Origin of the sequence: Synechococcus sp. PCC 7335, assembly GCF_000155595.1 — a bacterium.
GTDB lineage: Bacteria > Cyanobacteriota > Cyanobacteriia > Phormidesmidales > Phormidesmidaceae > Phormidesmis.
The window spans coordinates 1449456-1468227 of the sequence record NZ_DS989904.1 but is presented as its reverse complement, the minus strand read 5'-3'; the positions used below and the strand labels follow the sequence as shown (position 1 = coordinate 1468227).

The window sequence follows — 18772 nt, the reverse complement described above, 5'->3', positions numbered from 1 at the left end:
CGTAGGCAATCCGATGATTGTGTGTTACTTAGCCAACTGCTACTTGGCCAACTGCTATAGCGGTTCTAGCAGTTAGAAATATCGCGAACTAATCAACTAAAGCGATAGAAAGACAAGTTACGTATACGATACGTCCCAATTTGTGCAAACTGGTTGCCCCTCGCCAAGTCGCCCTTTGGAAAAGACGCCTATCAGCTTTTTGATCACAGCAAAGAATTTAAGCGACTTGGAACATCATTCTGGGCATGATCATAAAAGTCTAATCACTTTGCAGCGCTTTTTGCTTCAAAATTTGTCTGCCTGAGGTGTTTCTCTATGGTCGTTGATTTGTGTCGTCTATGAACAATAATCCAAGTGCGACGCATATACAGTCACTAGTCCCCTCCTGGAAGGGATTGTCTTCGGCAGATCCACTGAACACAAAGGCACTTGAGCAGATTTTTAAATTTTCACCAATCGGGACGACAATTTTAGATTTAGACGGTCGATTCCTCAGCGCCAATCGAAGTTTTTGTCAGACGGTGGGCTATGCCGAAGATGAGCTAGCCAACCGCTTATTTACTTATCTGATCCATCCAGACGATGTTCCCATATTGAAGGAATCAAGCAAGCAGCTACTCTCAGGGAAGCGGCAATATTTTCAATTCAAAACTCGCTACCGGACCAAAAAAGAAAACCTGCTGAGTGCATGTCTGAGTGTAAGTTTGATACACAATAGCCAACAGCAAGCCATCTATTTCTTGTTACAGGTGGTAGATATAACAGAGTATAAGCTGGAACCGCAGCTTCGTCATAGGGCCTTTCCTGACAGGCTAACAGGGTTAGCGAATCAGGCTTTGTTTGTAGACAAAGTAGAGCAGGCAGTAGCCTGGCAAGAGCATCAGGACGACACTCAGTGTGCGATATTGTTGCTTGATATCGATCGATTCAAAGTTATCACCGATAGGTTGGGCCGTTCGATTGGCGATCAGCTGCTAATAGCGTTGGGCAAACGGTTGGAGACAAGCATTCGTCAGTACGATAGCGTGGCGTGCCTTGGTGGAGACAAATTTGCCGTTCTGCTAGAAGAGATTGAGGGATTGGATGGAGCACTAGTCGTGTGCGATCGCATCTATGACAGGCTGGAGAATCCCTTCAAGCTGGGTAGCTACGAAGTGTTTGCCAGCATCAGCATCGGTGTAGCCTGTAGCAATGCGGGATATGAGCAGTCTAGCGATCTGCTGCGCAACGCCGAGGCAGCCCTCTACTATGCAAAAGGACAAGGGGGAGGGTGCTACGCAGTTTTTGATCGAACCATGCACGAGCGAACCGTAGCGCTATGGCAGATGGCTACTCAGGCCCAGTTCGCTGTAGAACAAAGAGAACTCAGCTTGCATTATCAGCCTGTGATTAATACCAAGACGGGGCAAGTTGTTGCAGTAGAAGCATTAATTCGCTGGAACCATCCCCAATACGGACGCATCTCGCCTGGTGAGTTTATTCCGGTAATGGAGGAAACTGGTGTAATCACACTTATTGGCAGTTGGGTGCTTCGAACGGCCTGTCAGCAAGTTGTCCAATGGCATCAACAGCTAGGAAACATTAATCCAGTCAAGGTCCACGTCAATCTATCCGCTCGTCAGCTAGCACAGCGCGATCTAGCACGGCACGTAGAATCAGTGCTTGCAGAAACTGGATTACCCAAAGATCTTTTATGGCTAGAGATCACTGAGACCGCCGTCATGAAGAACTATCAAGCAGGCATCCAGGTGCTCGAACAGCTTAAAGCGTTAGAGATAGGGTTATGTATTGATGATTTTGGAATAGGTTATTCCTCTTTAAGCCGACTGCAACAGTTGCCAATTGATCTGCTAAAGATTGATCGTTCTTTTGTTCAGCATATTGGCTCACGAGGTGAGAACACAGAAATTGTTCGTACGATTGTCGATCTAGCTAATAACCTAGGGCTAGATATCGTTGCAGAAGGCATAGAGACTGAAACACAGCTAGCAGGATTGCGATCGCTTGGCTGCTACAACATTCAAGGCTTTTACTTTGCTAAGCCAATGACACCGACAGCAGCACTTCAGTTCATCCAAAAGCGTAACCAAACAGAGGCGAACTTGATGCACTCAGCATCTGCCTAAGTGATCTGACTAAGTGATCTGACTAAGTAATCTGCCTAAGTGGCGTTTGTTTGCCGTAGGCCCAAAAGCTAGGTGCTAACCAAAAAGTCAATAAGTGTACTCAATGAGTATAAATGCTTTCAGATAGCTCCTCTAAGCTAGTAATGCTGTAGTCGGCGTGGGCTGCAAAGGGAAACTTTCCCTGAGGATCTAGATAGACGGTGGCAGTTTTGGCATTGCGACCGGTGAGCAAATCGAACTTATGATCTCCAACCATGACAGCGCTTTCTGGACCCAGCGACCAGTTCGCCAAAAGTTTGAGAATGCCATCGGGTTGAGGCTTGGGAGGACAGCAGCTTCGGCCCAGAATGTCATCGGGATGAAAGAAGTCGGCTAGGCCACAAGCCGTCAGTGTGATGTGAACGATATCCTTGGTATTGCGCGTGAGAATGCCAACCTGTTTGCCTTTTGACTTCAAGGTGCTAAGCAACCTTCGCGCCCCAGGCTGAGCAGTGGCTTGATAAGCGATGTCTGTTTCTATCACAGCTAGCTGTCGGTTACACGTTGCCCGCTCGTCCGGTGGAAGATGTTCTAGCGCCTCTAGTATGGGCTGGTTGGGGGGAAGTCCAAGCGCGCGGCTTATGGCAGGAAAGTCGTGGAGGCTTTTGGTAAGCGTACCGTCCATATCGAAGATCCAGGCGGTGCGGGTGTGGAGCATTGGCAAACTAATAGTGAGTGAGGAACTAGTGAGTGGGGGAACCGGGTGAAGGATGAACGGGTCGTAGGGCGGCTGGTAAGATCCAGATGCCTATTACAGATGCGCGAATTTCTATGACTACGATCAACGATAACTATCTCAAACTAAAAGCAGGGTATCTATTTCCTGAAATTGGCCGCCGAGTGCGGGCCTTTACGGAGCTAAACCCTGATGCACCTGTTATTAAGTTAGGCATTGGAGATGTGACTGAGCCGCTACCAGAGGCTTGCCGAACCGCAATGATTAAGGCCGTCAATGAGATGGGCGATCGCGCTTCGTTTAGAGGCTATGGCCCCGAGCAGGGTTATCCATGGTTGCGAGAGGCGATCGCCCAAAACGATTTTCAAGCTCGCGGCTGCGATATCGACGCGACAGAAATCTTTATCTCGGATGGGTCTAAGTGTGACTGCGGTAACATCCTAGATATCTTTGGTGATGACAACAGTATTGCAGTGACCGATCCGGTTTATCCAGTCTATGTAGATACGAATGTGATGGCTGGACATACAGGTGAGGCCGACGACAGCGGTAAGTATGAAGGCATCACCTACTTACCAATTAGCGCTGACAATGATTTTTCAGCTGATATTCCTTCAAATAAAGTCGATTTGATCTATCTGTGCTCGCCCAACAATCCAACTGGCGCGACCATGACGAAAGCTCAGCTTCAAGCCTGGGTGGACTATGCCAAAGCCAACGGCTCGATTATTCTGTTTGACGCTGCCTATGAATCGTTTATTACTGATGATTCAATTCCACATTCGATCTATGAGATAGAAGGAGCACGTGAGTGCGCCATTGAGTTTCGCTCCTTTTCTAAGAATGCAGGCTTTACCGGTACCCGCTGCGCGCTAACGGTGGTACCAAAATCTTTGAAGGGAAAGGCTAAAGATGGTTCGGACATAGAGATTTGGGGGCTGTGGAATCGCCGTCAATCGACCAAGTTCAATGGCGTATCCTACGTGGTGCAAAGGGCCGCAGAGGCAGTTTATTCTGAGGCTGGAAAGCAGCAAACGCAGGAACTAGTCAGCTTTTATCTTGAGAACGCTAGGATTGTACGTGAGCAGCTAACTGCAGCAGGTATCCAAGTTTACGGCGGGGTGGACGCGCCTTATGTCTGGGTGAAGACACCCAACGGACTGACCAGCTGGGACTTCTTCGATAAGCTGCTAAATGCTTGCAATATTGTGGGCACGCCCGGATCAGGCTTTGGCGCAGCCGGCGAGGGCTATTTTCGGATCTCAGCTTTTAACAGCCGTGAGAATGTAGAAGAAGCCATGAAGCGCATCACCAAAACATTCAAAGCCTAGTGGAATAAACCCGAACTGCCTATTCGATAGCTGTAGACAGAACAGCTATCGAATCGCCTGAGAAAACGGGTTCCAGGCTTTTACGGTTTCTAAGATGGTGCGATAGCCTAAGCTATTGGGATGAATACCATCACTACAAAGGCGATCGCGTATCCAGGCTTCACTTTCTTGGCTCCATTGCTCAAAGAGATCTAGGTACGGGATCTGGTGCGCTTCGCACAGCTGGCGAGTGATTTGGTTATAGTGCTGCTGGTCTGTACGACTAAAATATAGAACATCAGCAAACGGCATAGCCGCTTCGTTCACAGGCACCATACCAACGAACAGAACTGGACAGAGCTGTCTAGACTGAATTAATAGTTGTTCGAGCGACTGGGCAAAATCGACTGGGCTGCTCATGAGCCGTCCCTTGGCCCGACCTGTTCTAGCAGAATCATTGATGCCTACTGAGAGGATCAAAAGATCTGGTGTGCGATGTCTCAGTTCGCCGCGATTACAGAACTCTCTTTCTAACCGCTGCGTAACCCGGGCGACACCATCACCACGAATACCTAAGTTGTAAAAGACTGGCCCAGATTGCTGCGGGTCTAGACAGCCTCGTCGCAATCGTTCTACCCAGCCACCCCCTTCACTATCGCCATAGCCGTAGACTAGGCTATCACCCACAACAATCACCTTTTTGGGATGACCAACGTGAATTAGCGATTGAACAGCGCTCTGCCTAACGCTAGGCTGAACGGATGGAAGCGTTGCCACCATAGAGACTACTTAATTAAACTTCAAACTAACTTCACAAGGAATAGCACGAAGCCAAACAGCTTTGCAAATCTTTACACCGCTGCTAAAGTCGCTGCGGCTTAGGTGAAACAAGTTAGGAACTCTATCTTTTCGCTGCGTATCGCCAAGCCATTTTAGAAACAAAACTACTTGCTCTTTACACGGCGTATGTAATTCTGCGCAAAAAGCAGGTTATGAAGGGCAGGTTGTTAGGTTAGGTGCTGCGATACTTTATCAGCTAGTACGTCTGTCCAGTAATCTACTGTACCTGCATCAGCAGCTTCTACCATGACTCTGATCAAAGGTTCTGTGCCAGAAGCTCTTACAAGCACGCGACCTTGATCGCCCATAGCGGTTTCTGCTCGGGTAATTGCGCTTTGTAGCGCGTCGCAGCTCTGCCAATCGCGCCGAGTGCTTGAACAATCGACTCGAACGTTCTTCAACCTTTGAGGATAGGTGTTAAAGCTTTGAGCAACAAGATCGGGCAGTGAACAGTCTGCTTGCCTAACCAAATCTGCTAAGTGCAGCGCTGTCAAAATACCATCACCGGTCCAACTATAGTGATGGCACAGAATGTGACCTGACTGCTCTCCGCCCAGCATCGCGCCCTGCGAGATCATCTCGGCATGAACGTGCTGATCACCAACTTTCGTACGAACTAAAGTGCCCCCCTGTTTTTGCCAGGCTCGCTCAAATCCTAGATTAGCCATCACCGTAGAAATGATGGTGTTGTTGGGTAGCTTGCCTGCCTGTTGAAGCGTTTGCCCCCAAAAGTAAAGAATATAGTCGCCATCAATTACCCGGCCCTGGCCATCGACGGCCATGACGCGATCAGCATCTCCATCAAAAGCAAAACCGATATCGGCTTCTAACTCAGCGACGGCAGCTTTAAGGCTACCTAGATGCGTGGACCCACAGTCTACATTGATGCGATCGCCGTCTGGTAGGCCATGCAAAATAACGACCTCAGCGCCTGTCGATTCAAACACCTGCTTAGCAACGCGAGTAGCCGCGCCCCAAGCTAGATCTAGCACAATCCGCATACCCCGTAGATTAGGATGTGGCTGAAACGGCTGATGCAGAAAATCGACGTAGCGATCGATTAAATCGGGACGTTGATAGGCGCGGCCCCACTGCATATCGGTTGCTGCGCCCTGGCTAGTAGAGCTGGCAACCGACAGACTTTGACCCCGTATGGCCGATTCAATTTGCTGTTGGATAGTGCTCGACAGTTTGGTACCAGCGGAATCGAAAAACTTAATGCCATTGTCTGCCGGGGGATTGTGGCTAGCAGAGATCATGATGCCGCCCGCGTTTCCAATGGCACTGTGAGCAACGGCTGCAGTCGGACAAAGGCCTAAATCCCACACTTCTAAGCCCGCTGTGGTCAGTCCGGCAGACAGGCCAGAAGACAGCATGTTACTGGAGTTGCGAGAGTCTTGGCCAAGAATAATGGGACCTGTTTGACCATGAGCGCGCAGCACCTGCCCTGCCCAAAAGCCCACTTGGGTAGCTAGTGGTGCAGTTAGCAGTGTACCTGCTTGTCCACGGATACCGTCTGTCCCGAACAGCGGTGTCTCAGGAAGCGCAAGCTGAACGCTACACCTATCGGCAGGAACAAGATGGAAGTGCTGGTGAGTTTTTGGTAGAGGTGCGCCCGGCTGTTCTTCTATGCTCTGCTCTACAAAGACCTGTCCGGTTGAAACTGGCTCTACTAAGGATGGATGCGCTGCAATTGGGCTCTGGTGAGTTGACCTCTGTTCTTGCAGCTGGCGATCGCTTGGATTTCTTTTTACCTGAGAACTCACCATGTTTTTAAACTCCTACAATACACCAAAGAGACTGTTATTAAAGTCACTGAGTACCTACCGTGAATACTCCCTGAGTGTGGAGAATATCACCTTAAACTTAAGCACTGCGACTAACGTACCAATTTCAGTCAATAAATTGACTGGTTACTGCTACCCACAATAGTGGCGCTTAATGCTTTATTGAATTTTTTGAGCGCAGATTTAGAGACCCTCGATAACCAAAAGCTGAGAACCAACAGCAGACCAAAACTAGCCAATGGTCTCATCAGGTTCGAGTGCGAAAGTCTGATGCTCGAAGCCACAGCTAGAAAGCCACGGCTAGTGGGCATATTCGCACCTAGCTATCCACATAGCTTCTTTGAAACCAAGCGTTAGTCTTAGTATCAGCATGTAGAACTCAAATCAGCAGAGCTTAGATGCGTAGGGCTAGTAGCAGCCACTATAGTTGAAACGGGAACCACTTAGACTATGCCCCTCTACTCAATCAGAATTTCGCACAATATCAATTAAGTTAGCTCTATCGACTGAGGTCTTTTAGCTTCCTATGCAATATCCCGTTCAGTTTCAGCAAGGCATAGACGAATTTAATAGTGGCCAATTCTACGCCTGTCACGACACGCTAGAGGCAATTTGGATGGAAGCTGAGACAATAGAGAAGCCCTTTTATCAGGGAATATTGCAAATAGCAGTGGCGTTCTACCATCTGGGTAATCTCAACTGGAGGGGCGGCGCGATCTTGCTAGGTGAAGGGATTAATCGCCTGCGTAAGTTTGAGCCTGAGCATGAAAGCGTAGATGTCGAGACGCTAGTGGACCAGGCAGTAGAGTGGTTATCGCTCGTGCAGACAACGGGCGAAACAGGACTTGCTCAGCTGATGGAAGATCCTCCATTTCCTCTTCCCCAGGTACGCCAAACTCTTGGAGAGAGTAACAAAAGTGAGTTCAAATAGAGAGGTTAAGATCTCTAGACGAGCATATGTTTGAGCTTAAGGTATGAATAGTGGCATTGTCTGCGCTGTTGAAACAGCCATTTTTTTCTAGTATGGCTTTAGAAGCACTGTCATTGGCCTACTGTCTTTTGGTTCTCTCGGTCTTCTGGTTCTCTCGGTCAACCTTTCTTTATATCTGACGCATGCTGCATTGGCGATCGCACTTCATTCATCACTTTCTTCAGATCACGCTTAATGCTCCTCGCGTTAGACGCAGGCTAGCTCAGGTAGCTTGCGGAGGCGTGGTGGCGCTGGCTTTGCCGCTAGTAACTGCCGCTTTACCCTCTCAGTTTTTGCCAAAGATACTACCAAATACGTTTACCAAAGCTACGGCTCAGACAGGTAGGGACGCGCTTCAGCTTAAGGCTTCTCGGGTAGAAGCAAATTCTAATACAGGTGTAGTAACTGCTATTGGCAATGTTCAAATCGACTACCCTAGTCGGCAAATTTTTGCAACGGCAGCCCAGGCTCAATACTACAGTCGCGACCAGCGAATCGTCCTTAGCGGCAATGTAGACGTAGAGCAAGAAGGAAATACCTTACAGGCAGAAACCATAACCTACCTTATTGTCGAAGGTCGATTTGTCGCCACGCCTGGAGCCAATAGTCAGGTAGAAGCAGTCTATCTATTGCCGGAAGAGCCTGCGCCTACAAATTCCGGTGAAGCGCCTCCCCCCACACCAATCTCGGTTCCGACACCGCCAGACGAGCTACCCTCTGAGCTAGGCCCGATTAATTCCGAATAAGGTTTGTCAGTCTATCTAAGTCAGCTTAGCGAGGACTGACTGCGCCTAAACTTGGTCTATCCAATCACTTCTATGTCAATTCAGTTAACGAGGTCTCTTCTTTGAAACTCGTGCTTACAAATGTTCAGAAAACATACGGCAGGCGTACAGTTGTCAAAGGGGTAAGCCTATCCGTAGATAGAGGTGAAATTGTCGGGTTGCTAGGGCCAAATGGTGCAGGGAAAACGACGACTTTTTATATAGCGACGGGGTTGGTGCAGCCGGATATAGGCCAGGTATTGCTTGATGGACAAGATATTACCAGCTTGCAAATGTTCAAGCGAGCACGGTTGGGAATTGGCTATCTAGCACAAGAAGCAAGCATTTTTCGGAATCTGAGCGTGCAAGACAACTTGCTGCTGGTGATGGAGCAGACAAATGTTCCTCACCACCTACGTCGTGAGAAGCTAGCCCGATTGATCAAAGAGTTTCGATTGGAGAAGGTAGCCGATTCGCTGGGTATTCAAGTCAGCGGTGGTGAAAGGCGACGCACAGAGCTAGCTCGGGCACTAGCAGCAGGGCTAGAAGGACCGAAATTTTTGTTCTTGGATGAACCGTTTGCGGGGGTCGATCCGATCGCGGTTGCTGAGATTCAGGCGATTGTAGCAGAGTTACGCGATCGCAACATGGGTATTCTCATCACTGACCACAACGTCCGTGAGACGCTACAGATTATCGATCGAGCCTACATTATGAGCGAAGGTGAAATCTTAGCCTCAGGCAGTGCCAATGACCTTTCGGATAATCCGCTCGTTCGTCAGTACTATTTAGGCGAAGGTTTCAAGCTGTGACGTTTCCTCAATCTATAGCCTCTTTGACCTTTACTCAAAGGCTGGCCAGCTGGCTACCGCGGATTACGATCATGGATCGCTATATTGCCAAGGAACTTACGTTGCCATTTCTTTTTGGCGTTGGGGCGTTTTCTTCGATTGCTGTCTCTATTGGGGCGCTATTTGAGCTGATTCGTAAAGTCGCTGACGCTGGATTATCGGCAACCTTGGCCTTTGAAATCTTCTTGTTGAGCCTACCGACATTTACTGTGCTTGCCTTTCCAATGTCGACGCTGTTGGCCACGATGATGACCTATAGTCGGTTCTCTAGTGACAGTGAGCTGATCGCGATGAGAGGGTGTGGGGTAAGTATTAACCGCATCGTTGCTCCAGCGGTAATCTTGAGCCTGCTCGTGACCGGACTAAGCTTTTCTGTCAATGAGATCATAGCTCCGGCAAGTACAGAACGAGCAGCCCTTCTGCTAGCTAGAGCTTTAGATGACGAAAAGCCGCCGTTCAGGGAAGGCAATATTGTATTTCAACAGCAGGAACCTGCTGCCGACGGCTCAGGAGATGAGCTAGTGCGGTTCTTCTATGCGCGTAATTTCGATGGTACGACAATGCGCGACATCACGGTTGTGGATTTCTCTCAGGAGGATTCGGAAGATGGTCTAAAGCAAATTGTCAGTGCGGACGCAGCGACTTGGGATTTCACTAGAAACCTATGGGAGTTTACCAATGGCACCATCTATGCGGTGTCACCTACCGGCTCTTTTCGGCAGATCATCCGATTTGATAAGCAAGATTTACAGCTTCCTCGAACGCCGTTAGATCTAGCTAACCGCACGAAAAAGCAAGAGGAGATGAACATTGCCGAAACTAAAGAATATCTAACAATCTTGCAGCAGACAGGAGATGAAAAAGCGGTGCGCAAGCTCGCGGTGGCAATTCAAAGAAAATATGCGATTCCCTTTGCCTGCGTTGTGTTTGGCCTAGTAGGAGCAGCAGTTGGCGTGCGACCACAGCGGACTGGCAAGGCAACCAGCTTTGGCATTAGCGTTGTCATTATCTTTGGCTATTACCTACTTAGCTTCATCACTTCAGCAATGGGAGAATCAGGTGTGATTACGCCATTCTTAGCTGGCTGGGTTCCCCTGTTCATTGGTCTAGGTGCGGGTCTTCTTCTACTCGCTCAGGCCTCTCGCCAGTAATCAACAACGACGCTCTATCTTGCCTATTTTCTATCTTGCCTATCTCTAGTCCTCAAATTTTCTAATTTTCTAACTTTTTCCTACCCCTCGGCTTAGTCTAACCCCAGGCTAATCAGGAATCTTCAAAGCGTAGGCTGAATCCTCCAGGGACGAAACCCAGCTCGAATACACTGCTCTAGGGCGGTATCGACAGTAGCCTCAGTGGCGTCGGAAATATCGACTACGCAACTTCCGTAGCGATCTGGCAATAGGCTGCGACCGCAGTTTTCTAATACTTTTGTAGAGGGGGTTTCTAGAAGGCTGTCGTGGATACCGATAGTGCAATTGGCAACTTCTACGGGGCGGCGCGATCGCCCACAAACGAGCAGCGCACTTTCTGCCGCTAACCCGGTAAATTCGCTAACATCAACTACGCAAGCACCTAGCGCGTCGGGATAGCGAGCAGATGCACAAGCCGCGATCGCACTTTCTTGGGGAATGCCAGCATCAAGCATTCCGGCGGTGCAGCCAAAATAGTCTGGTGCTGCCACTGCTGGACTCGCCCCTAGGAGTACGAAGCTGGACGAGATCACACCAAATGCTGACGCTACCGCTAATCTAGCTCGAGTTCCCATAGCAGCGTTAGCCTCAGTACCTACTAGAGTAGAAGAAATGCTAGCTGATAAATCAGGCATCAAAAAAGATTTCATTGGACGTCTCGTTTCTTTTGTTCGCTCTAATCTAATCTACAGTGAATAAAGCGAAGATGACCGATTACGTACATGCAGGTTTAAAGAGAGGATTTGATATGCACCTGAGCGAAATTACGCACCCTAACCAGTTGCATGGTCTGCCCGTGAGTCAGTTAGAAAAAATCGCGAGACAGATCCGAGACAAGCATCTGCAGACTATTGCCGCTAGCGGCGGCCATCTAGGACCTGGTCTAGGCGTTGTCGAACTGACGTTAGGGCTGTATCAGACGCTCGATCTTGATCGGGATAAGGTGGTCTGGGATGTCGGTCATCAGGCATATCCACACAAGCTGATAACGGGTCGCTACAAAGACTTTCATACGCTGAGGCAACAGCATGGCGTAGCAGGCTATCTAAAGCGGACAGAAAGCCGATTCGACCATTTTGGGGCAGGTCATGCCTCAACGAGCATTTCAGCAGCGCTAGGAATGGCGATCGCCCGAGATTTGAAGGGCGAAGACTTCAAAGTTGCAGCCATCATTGGCGACGGAGCGCTGACGGGTGGCATGGCGCTAGAGGCCATTAACCATGCCGGACATCTACCTAAAACTAACCTTGTCGTTGTCCTTAATGATAACGAGATGTCGATTTCGCCTAACGTCGGCGCTATTCCTCGCTACCTAAACAAGATGCGCCTAAGCCCACCGATGCAATTTTTGAGCGACAATCTTGAAGAGCAGTTCAAGCAACTGCCTTTTGGTGAGACGCTCACCCCAGAGCTGAGCCGGGTGAAAGAAGGGATGAAGCGACTAGCCGTTCCAAAAGTCGGCGCTGTATTCGAGGAGCTAGGCTTTACCTATATGGGGCCAATCGATGGCCACAACCTAACAGAACTGATCAGCGCGTTTAAAGAGGCGCATAAGCACGGTGGACCTGTACTGGTTCATGTAGCTACCACCAAAGGTAAAGGCTATGAAATCGCTGAGAAAGATCAGGTGGGCTACCACGCACAGTCTCCGTTTGATTTAGAAACGGGGCTAAAGATTCCGGCTAACAAGCCAAAGCCGCCAGGCTATTCCAAAGTCTTTGCAGAAACACTGATCACGCTAGCTGAAAAAGATCCCACGATTGTTGCTATCACCGCTGCAATGGCGACAGGGACGCGCTTAGATTTGCTTCAGGCCAAACTACCCAAGCAGTATATCGACGTGGGCATTGCTGAACAACACGCTGTTACCCTAGCAGCGGGTCTAGCCTGTGAGGGTATGAAGCCCGTACCGGTAATCTACTCTACGTTTATGCAAAGGGCGTACGACCAGATTGTGCATGACATTTGCATTCAAAAACTGCCCGTATTTATGGCCCTTGATCGAGCAGGTATTGTCGGCGTGGATGGTCCAACGCACCAGGGAATGTACGATATTGCCTATCTACGATGCATTCCTAACATCGTGCTGATGGCGCCTAAAGACGAAGCCGAGCTACAGCAGATGGTCGTCACTGGCGTCGAACACAGTGGCCCTATTGTCGTCCGCTACCCACGGGGTAGTGGCTATGGTGTGCCGCTAATGGAATCCGGTTGGGAAGCGTTGCCGATTGGAAAGGCAGAGGTTCTGCGCCAGGGTGATGATGTGATGCTAGTGGGGTATGGATCGATGGTGTATCCGGCGATGCAGACCGCTGAAATTCTGAGTGAGCATGGGGTAGAGGCAACGGTGATTAACGCTCGCTTTGCCAAGCCTTTAGATACCGAGCTAATGCTGCCGCTGGCTGAGAAGATTGGGCGGGTGGTGACCATGGAAGATGGCTGTATTAAAGGTGGCTTCGGCTCAGCTTTAGCAGAAGAGCTGATGGATGCGGAAGTAGCAGCTCAGCTACTGCGTCTGGGTGTTCCTGACAAATTGGTAGATCATGCCTCGCCCGATCAGTCAAAGGCTGAACTCGGCCTCATGCCAGCGCAAATGGCAGAGCGGGTACTTGAGAAGTTTGGGCTAGGTGAGCTTACCCTAGAGATTGCCGAGAAGGTTTAGCTCAAAAATAGTCGGTCTTACTGCTAATTAGCCCTACTAAATGTTCTACAAAAAGGCTACCCTGACTCTGCATGTGGGGTAGCCTTTGTCTTTCTCTTTCGATAGAGCTTCTGATAGAGAAAGACCCCTTGCACCATTAGCTGACCGAGTAACCGACCAGATGCGTTATGCTTGCGATCGCCTTTGGAAAGCGTCATCAAAGTGCAGCCTGACCCAGCGATTAGACCCGCTGAGCCGAGGGTGAAGAGCACTAGAGAGATAATAATCAAGCGGTCGATATCGAAGAGCGATCGCAAACTCAAGCACAGTAGGCTAATCCCAAAAACAATCAGCGCAGCATGTAGTACTAACATGCCAACACGACTCCACTCGTACTGATACTTGAGCTGCTGGCGGTGGTTTCTGAGTCGCTTGATATTAGTTTTGATATCAGCTCTGAAACTATCAGATTTGAGGCGGTCAGCCTCAATTAGATTCGAAGTAGTATCGAGCTCGCCAGAAGAACGAGTGAGCCGTTGATAGCGTGACTTCGCTTGGCGTATCTGTTGCAAAAGCATGTCTTGCCGTAGCCACGCCCCGCATAGCAACCCGGCTGAGAGCAACATCATTAGGGCCGAGTTCAGAATAAGCAAGATGAGCTGATTCGTCTGTTCGATACTCATAGGTCGAAGATGCACACAGCACTCAAGACTAGCAGTTCAAATGTACTATACTACTCTGACAATCACAAGTGCATCGATCGCAGCTTTGAATTTCGCGACCACAATGTTTTGATAAAGAAGTATCTTGCAACCCTAGCCTATGGCTTTTCAATCTAAGCGATCGCGCATTTTTCTATTCTTTGCCATTGGCTTTGGTATGGCATTGTTGTCTGCGCTGCTCAAAAGTGCGATCGCCTGGATAGCTGATATTTATATCTACTCGTTGCCTTGGGTCGGCGGCTTCCTCCGTAGCGTCGAGCTAGCCGAACTCTCTAACTTACCAGCCTTCGCCTTACTAGGGGCTGGCATTGGCGCTGCAACCTACTTTCTGCCCCGTCACTGGAACCACAAAGCCAAACTCGCACTGTTTGTACTCTTGAGTCCTTTTGTTTTTAGCGCTAGCTACCTTACTCAGCAAAATCTCTGGATTAAGAAGGTCGCTGCTCGGACAGAAACGTCCTACCAAGATGCTAGGGAACTCACCAACCAATTTTTAGAGCGTGAAACCAACAACAAAGGCTACTTTGGCTACTTCCCTCTTAGCACTCGACTAGTCGAGCTACCGGTCCAACCTGACATCTTAAATTCAGAAACTGCTGTCGTCTCAAGCGATACACTTACCGATGCACTAGCTAGCTACGATGATCCTATGGCGAATGCTGCGGTCTTCCTGTTTAAGCAAGTCGGCTGGCTGATCCGATTTATGTACATCATTGTTGCTGCGCTGACTGGTCTAATCTACTACTTCAAAGGTTGTGATTGGGCAGAAGACACCTACCAACGCGCCGCAGGCAACACTCATCCGAGCGCCACGAGAAGACCAAAAGTGCGTTGATCCTAAAAGTGCGTTGACCTAGGTATCCTTAGCCACTTAGCGAGATCTTTGAGCCCCTTTCACCTCGACACTTGCACCTCCATGATGTCTTCTGTCTCTACGGCTGCTTTAGCTATACCTGCTTTGAGCGTCATGATATTAGCAGGCGGTCGCAGTCGCCGTATGGGAAAAGATAAAGCGCTGCTGCCAATGGGAAACGGACAGTCGCTGTTACTCAACACCGTTCAGATTGCCCAAATGCTATCAACAGAGACCGTTGTCGTTACGCCCTGGCCAGAGAGATATCAAGACTCAATCCCAGATTCTGTCAGTTTTATTAAAGAGCCTTTGCCACCTACTAGACCCTATAAAGACCTACTTTGTGCCGGACCACTCAGTGGTTTTGCATATGGATGGCAGGCTATCTCCTCTGACTGGTGCCTCTTACTTGCCTGCGATCTACCCCACCTAGAGGCTGCGGTCATACAGCGCTGGTGGGAATGGCTAACAGCCTATCTAAATGACACACAAAGCCCCATCCCTATGGCCTCTCTAGCCCCGGGTCCAAAAGGCTGGGAACCCCTTTGTGGCTACTATCATCGCGGTTGTGTCCCCTCGCTCAAACAGTATCTACATAGAGGTCAAAATTATAGAGGTCAAAATTCTTTTCAAACCTGGCTGTCTAATGCACCGATTGTGCCTTACAAATCAGTCCCTAAAAAAATGCTATTCAACTGCAACACGCCTGCCGACTGGGCAGTAGCAAGTGCTCAGTCTGACATCTCCCCTTGATCTCTAACCCCCTTTGAGACGCGCCCGAAACGCCGTCGGAACGCTGCGCTCTTCCTTACTGAATAGTTTCCATCTAATGGTTCGCTTCTTATTTGTATGAGCATATGCCCGAGTTGTACACTCCACACATGCCCTCAAAAAGTGTTGCGAGATATGAGTTTTCTTATCATTCCAAACTTACTTAAGCGCCGCTGAAGCCTCTTTTTGACCATTCAGAATTTGTTAAAGCCTTTTGTGGAGGAGCTTTGGCTGAATGTTAAGCTCTGTAATGTTTTTCTCAGGTAATTCCGTTCAATAGGCCACACTCCTCTATGATTGAACAAGAATTATTTGCAGCTGTTCACAAAGTCTGGAGATTCAAGCGTGGCTCTTCCGTTATTGACCTATTCCCCCAAAAGTCAGAACCAGCGGGTTGAGGGGTTTACCGTCCAGGGCGACGATCAGCCCACTATCTACAGCGCTGAAGCTCTTCTTGAGTACAGCGAAATGACCGAGTTGATCAATGCGGCCTATACTCAGATATTCTTCTACTGCTTTGAAGCAGATAAAGAGCCTTTCCTAGAGTCCCAGCTTCGTAACAGTCAAATTACCGTGCGCGACTTCATTCGGGGTTTGATGCTCTCTGATACCTTCTTACGCAACTACTACGCGAAGAACAGCAACTACCGCTTTGTAGAGCAGTGCATTCAACGCGCATTAGGCCGTGACCCTTACAATGAGCGCGAGAAGATTGCCTGGTCTATCAAGATTGGCACCAAAGGCGTTGAGGGATTCATTGATGAGCTGCTAGATAGCGACGAGTATATGGAGAACTTTGGCTACGACATCGTTCCTTACTATCGTCGTCGGGTGCTACCTGGTCGCGAGATCGGTGAGCGTCCTTTTGATATCAAGTCTCCTCGCTACGATGAGTACTATCGTGGCATCCTAGGATTTCCTCAGCTTCTGTGGCAAGAAGAAGTTCGTCGCTTCAAGCCTCAAGAAAAGAAAGCAACTGCTGGCAACCCTTCCTTGTATTTGGATATGGCTCGCAGCGTAAATCCTCGTCCCGCGCAGACGCCTCGTACGAACCTCTCTTCTATTAACATCGGAGCGACTGTACCTTTCCGTAAGCTAGGTGTCCCTGTTGCACCAGAACCTTCCAATAGGTAAATTACAGGGACTTGAACGCTTATTCGTCTTTTCCTCAAAAGGTTATAGACCGAGATGGGTTTTCTCATCTCGGTTTTTTTTATAAACGCTTTACAGAATAAGGGGTACCGCTGCTATTAATGGGTTGAGCTAAGTGCGGATTGCTGTAGAACTAGCCTGTAGCAATCCATCACCACTAGTCTTTGATAATTATTCTAGAAGAAGCAACCAGATGGAGTATTCCAAGAATCTATAGGGGTAAAACAGACTGTGTGTGCATCTCCTAGGCAACCGACTCCATCCAGTCAATGCATGCTTTCATACGGGCGCGCATCTCCTCACGCGTTGCCGAAAACCTTCTGCCATGTCCTGGCAGTACCCATTCAAAAGAGTAGTCTTGAGTATAGTTCGCTAGCTTCTTCATCGACTCGATTTGCTTCGGCCAAGAATCCCAGCAGAAATTACGGAAGGCATGAAGCTGATTTAGTCTTGCTGACCAAGCGAGATGATCGCCAGTAAACAAGTATTTGCGGTTATAGAGCAGCACCGTATGACCCCTGGAATGGCCGGGCTGAGGAATAATTAACAGATCGTCGTCTAGCGTGAATGGTTCTGTTCCTGACGGTTGAATTTCTACACTCTTTGTTCCCGTAGAAATATCATCGGCATGAAGAATGCGCTCAGCGCCAAAGTGGTCATGAAATTTTTGATGGTCGGCCACATCATCCCGGTGCGTTAGATATAGATACTTGATACCGCCCATCTCTTCTAGGCGTTTGACTAAAGGAGGCGTGAAACGAGGAGAATCAACTAAGACGTTCCCTTTGGGCCTTTGAATCAGATAGCTAGCCGCACCAAAGGACTTCTTCGAATGGTAGCCACAATAGAAAACACTGTCTTCGATCTGTAGCGGAAATTTCTGTTGAACCGCTCGGATATCAGTCGGCTTATTCTGCGTACCGATCGAAGCAGTGGGACAGGCTAGCAAAGCTTCGAGTGCGGCAACTCGCTCTAGGTCAGTGGTCGGTTGATGGTGAACAATCGACTGAGCACCAGCGCGGCTATAGATCTGTGGGGCTACCCAGCGACAGGTATCACAATCAATACAGCTACTGTCGACATAGAAATCGCCCACTACGTTTTGGTCGCGACGGTCTTTAAGGTTAGCCATAGCTTGCAACATTAGTCTTGAAGATACCTATCAACTTTAGCGCATCTACCTTCTAATGCGTACTCAATACGACTTTGCTTAGTGGCTGAAGGCGCAGTTGCTAACCTCTTTTGAACTCTAGTGGCGATCGCCCTAGTAGGAAGTGATCGCTTTCCGCGCTTTGCTATATGTTTCAGCAGCGCTATCTGCCAATTTCTAATCTTGCTTTGGTTGCAGCAGCGGATGTGCGATAGCGGACTGCTTTCATCGCAATGTTTGCGATCGCGATGAGAGCAGTCCGCTATACAGATGTAAAAAAAGCCCATCTAATGAATAGATGAGCCTGACACACGTTTTATTAGAAGAAGTGCTTTGGGATTACCCTACAAAGCCCTATCTGTAAGGAGCTGTAGCAATCCGCTGAATAGATACTCAAAGAGAAAGCTACGCCTATGGGCGGATTGCGGCACCTAACAGAACCCTAGCTAGTCCAACCACTCTCAGCTTGATCGTTAACATAGGCAGCAACATCTTCAATCTGGTCGGCTGTCAAACGGCCACTGAACGCAGGCATAGCGTTTTTACCATTCGTGACTTGATAGACAATCGCGCTGATATTATGCTCTGCGCCGTAGTTTTCCAGATAGCTTTCTAAGGCATCTTGCTTTAGTGTTTTGTCTGCTTGCACGACATTACGGCCGCCAGCATGACAAGCGACGCAGTTAGTTGCAAAGACCTGCTTGCCTTGCGCGATATCACCTGCCAGAGCAGGCGGCGCAGCTAGTAACACCGCTCCAAAAACAAAGCCGATTACTGCTGCTATAAAACCCTTCATAAAAATTGTCCTCTCAATTGCCAGCATCACTTTAGGAAAAAGCTTAGCGGCAGGTCAAAAGACAAGCTGTCTTCTAGACAGAGGACATAGCGAGCCACTGATGCATTAGCGAGTTGCTATGCACTTGGCGCTTT

At 48.9% G+C, this 18772-nt stretch carries 17 protein-coding genes; 10 read left to right on the top strand and 7 right to left on the bottom strand.

Annotated features, from left to right (window positions below; genetic code table 11):
- Positions 1-338: 338 nt before the first annotated feature.
- On the top strand, positions 339-2126 hold the full coding sequence (locus S7335_RS06530; RefSeq protein WP_006456339.1) for a bifunctional diguanylate cyclase/phosphodiesterase: 1788 nt from the start codon (positions 339-341) through the stop codon (positions 2124-2126).
- 100 nt (positions 2127-2226) lie between these two features.
- Here the strand turns inward: S7335_RS06530 and S7335_RS06525 are convergent, their stop codons facing one another.
- Positions 2227-2823: an HAD family hydrolase gene (locus S7335_RS06525; protein ID WP_038015800.1), complete on the bottom strand. Its 597-nt coding sequence runs from the start codon at positions 2821-2823 to the stop codon at positions 2227-2229.
- A gap of 113 nt (positions 2824-2936) precedes the next feature.
- On the opposite strand from S7335_RS06525, the gene S7335_RS06520 reads away from it, so the two are divergent.
- Positions 2937-4172 (top strand): LL-diaminopimelate aminotransferase, encoded by a 1236-nt coding sequence (locus tag S7335_RS06520; RefSeq protein WP_038017300.1) that lies wholly within the window; start codon positions 2937-2939, stop codon positions 4170-4172.
- A 45-nt stretch (positions 4173-4217) separates the two neighbouring features.
- Here the strand turns inward: S7335_RS06520 and S7335_RS06515 are convergent, their stop codons facing one another.
- Positions 4218-4931, bottom strand: a complete 714-nt coding sequence (locus S7335_RS06515) for a GDSL-type esterase/lipase family protein (RefSeq protein ID WP_006454180.1) — start codon at positions 4929-4931, stop codon at positions 4218-4220.
- Between the two features lie 227 nt (positions 4932-5158).
- Positions 5159-6760, bottom strand: a complete 1602-nt coding sequence (glmM, locus tag S7335_RS06510; RefSeq protein WP_006454449.1) for a phosphoglucosamine mutase — start codon at positions 6758-6760, stop codon at positions 5159-5161.
- Positions 6761-7304: 544 nt separating this feature from the next.
- On the opposite strand from glmM, the gene S7335_RS06500 reads away from it, so the two are divergent.
- The 4 genes from S7335_RS06500 to S7335_RS06485 all read left to right on the top strand — a co-directional run bounded on the left by S7335_RS06500 (position 7305) and on the right by S7335_RS06485 (position 10514).
- Complete coding sequence (locus S7335_RS06500; protein WP_006455075.1) at positions 7305-7709, top strand: DUF309 domain-containing protein; 405 nt, start codon at positions 7305-7307, stop codon at positions 7707-7709.
- A gap of 182 nt (positions 7710-7891) precedes the next feature.
- Positions 7892-8494 (top strand): LptA/OstA family protein, encoded by a 603-nt coding sequence (locus S7335_RS06495; RefSeq protein ID WP_006453953.1) that lies wholly within the window; start codon positions 7892-7894, stop codon positions 8492-8494.
- A gap of 101 nt (positions 8495-8595) precedes the next feature.
- Positions 8596-9324 (top strand): LPS export ABC transporter ATP-binding protein, encoded by a 729-nt coding sequence (gene lptB, locus S7335_RS06490; protein WP_038015795.1) that lies wholly within the window; start codon positions 8596-8598, stop codon positions 9322-9324.
- On the top strand, positions 9321-10514 hold the full coding sequence (locus S7335_RS06485; protein ID WP_006456836.1) for an LptF/LptG family permease: 1194 nt from the start codon (positions 9321-9323) through the stop codon (positions 10512-10514). The genes lptB and S7335_RS06485 overlap by 4 nt, the downstream gene beginning before the upstream one ends.
- Positions 10515-10636: 122 nt before the next feature.
- Here S7335_RS06485 and S7335_RS25795 read toward each other — a convergent pair whose 3' ends face one another.
- On the bottom strand, positions 10637-11203 hold the full coding sequence (locus tag S7335_RS25795; RefSeq protein WP_006455989.1) for a hypothetical protein: 567 nt from the start codon (positions 11201-11203) through the stop codon (positions 10637-10639).
- Positions 11204-11301: 98 nt separating this feature from the next.
- Here S7335_RS25795 and dxs point away from each other — a divergent pair, with 98 nt between their 5' ends.
- Positions 11302-13215, top strand: a complete 1914-nt coding sequence (gene dxs / locus S7335_RS06475) for a 1-deoxy-D-xylulose-5-phosphate synthase (protein WP_006455998.1) — start codon at positions 11302-11304, stop codon at positions 13213-13215.
- A gap of 56 nt (positions 13216-13271) precedes the next feature.
- Here dxs and S7335_RS06470 read toward each other — a convergent pair whose 3' ends face one another.
- Complete coding sequence (locus S7335_RS06470) at positions 13272-13877, bottom strand: hypothetical protein (protein ID WP_038015792.1); 606 nt, start codon at positions 13875-13877, stop codon at positions 13272-13274.
- Positions 13878-14016: 139 nt separating this feature from the next.
- On the opposite strand from S7335_RS06470, the gene S7335_RS06465 reads away from it, so the two are divergent.
- The 3 genes from S7335_RS06465 to S7335_RS06455 all read left to right on the top strand — a co-directional run bounded on the left by S7335_RS06465 (position 14017) and on the right by S7335_RS06455 (position 16674).
- Positions 14017-14751 (top strand): hypothetical protein, encoded by a 735-nt coding sequence (locus tag S7335_RS06465; RefSeq protein ID WP_006455329.1) that lies wholly within the window; start codon positions 14017-14019, stop codon positions 14749-14751.
- 84 nt (positions 14752-14835) lie between these two features.
- Complete coding sequence (locus S7335_RS06460) at positions 14836-15522, top strand: molybdenum cofactor guanylyltransferase (protein WP_198011354.1); 687 nt, start codon at positions 14836-14838, stop codon at positions 15520-15522.
- A gap of 363 nt (positions 15523-15885) precedes the next feature.
- The gene (locus tag S7335_RS06455; protein ID WP_006454437.1) at positions 15886-16674 is read left to right on the top strand and encodes a phycobilisome rod-core linker polypeptide; all 789 of its coding nucleotides are present in this window, start codon (positions 15886-15888) and stop codon (positions 16672-16674) included.
- Positions 16675-16936: 262 nt separating this feature from the next.
- Here the strand turns inward: S7335_RS06455 and S7335_RS06450 are convergent, their stop codons facing one another.
- Positions 16937-17824 (bottom strand): MBL fold metallo-hydrolase, encoded by an 888-nt coding sequence (locus tag S7335_RS06450; RefSeq protein WP_038017288.1) that lies wholly within the window; start codon positions 17822-17824, stop codon positions 16937-16939.
- A 460-nt stretch (positions 17825-18284) separates the two neighbouring features.
- Positions 18285-18638, bottom strand: coding sequence for a cytochrome c6 PetJ (gene petJ, locus S7335_RS06440; protein ID WP_006454454.1), 354 nt, complete (start codon positions 18636-18638; stop codon positions 18285-18287).
- Positions 18639-18772 lie beyond the last annotated feature (134 nt).

What these genes read in the sequence shown, in the direction of transcription:
- dxs (WP_006455998.1), top strand. Translation starts at nt 11,302, where the DNA reads ATGCACCTGAGCGAAATTACGCACCCTAACCAGTTGCATGGTCTGCCC.
- S7335_RS06470 (WP_038015792.1), bottom strand. Translation starts at nt 13,877, where the DNA reads ATGAGTATCGAACAGACGAATCAGCTCATCTTGCTTATTCTGAACTCG.
- S7335_RS06530 (WP_006456339.1), top strand. Translation starts at nt 339, where the DNA reads ATGAACAATAATCCAAGTGCGACGCATATACAGTCACTAGTCCCCTCC.
- S7335_RS06460 (WP_198011354.1), top strand. Translation starts at nt 14,836, where the DNA reads ATGTCTTCTGTCTCTACGGCTGCTTTAGCTATACCTGCTTTGAGCGTC.
- S7335_RS06525 (WP_038015800.1), bottom strand. Translation starts at nt 2,823, where the DNA reads ATGCTCCACACCCGCACCGCCTGGATCTTCGATATGGACGGTACGCTT.
- S7335_RS06515 (WP_006454180.1), bottom strand. Translation starts at nt 4,931, where the DNA reads ATGGTGGCAACGCTTCCATCCGTTCAGCCTAGCGTTAGGCAGAGCGCT.
- S7335_RS06500 (WP_006455075.1), top strand. Translation starts at nt 7,305, where the DNA reads ATGCAATATCCCGTTCAGTTTCAGCAAGGCATAGACGAATTTAATAGT.
- S7335_RS06450 (WP_038017288.1), bottom strand. Translation starts at nt 17,824, where the DNA reads ATGGCTAACCTTAAAGACCGTCGCGACCAAAACGTAGTGGGCGATTTC.
- petJ (WP_006454454.1), bottom strand. Translation starts at nt 18,638, where the DNA reads ATGAAGGGTTTTATAGCAGCAGTAATCGGCTTTGTTTTTGGAGCGGTG.
- S7335_RS06495 (WP_006453953.1), top strand. Translation starts at nt 7,892, where the DNA reads ATGCTGCATTGGCGATCGCACTTCATTCATCACTTTCTTCAGATCACG.
- glmM (WP_006454449.1), bottom strand. Translation starts at nt 6,760, where the DNA reads ATGGTGAGTTCTCAGGTAAAAAGAAATCCAAGCGATCGCCAGCTGCAA.
- S7335_RS06520 (WP_038017300.1), top strand. Translation starts at nt 2,937, where the DNA reads ATGACTACGATCAACGATAACTATCTCAAACTAAAAGCAGGGTATCTA.
- S7335_RS06465 (WP_006455329.1), top strand. Translation starts at nt 14,017, where the DNA reads ATGGCTTTTCAATCTAAGCGATCGCGCATTTTTCTATTCTTTGCCATT.
- S7335_RS25795 (WP_006455989.1), bottom strand. Translation starts at nt 11,203, where the DNA reads ATGAAATCTTTTTTGATGCCTGATTTATCAGCTAGCATTTCTTCTACT.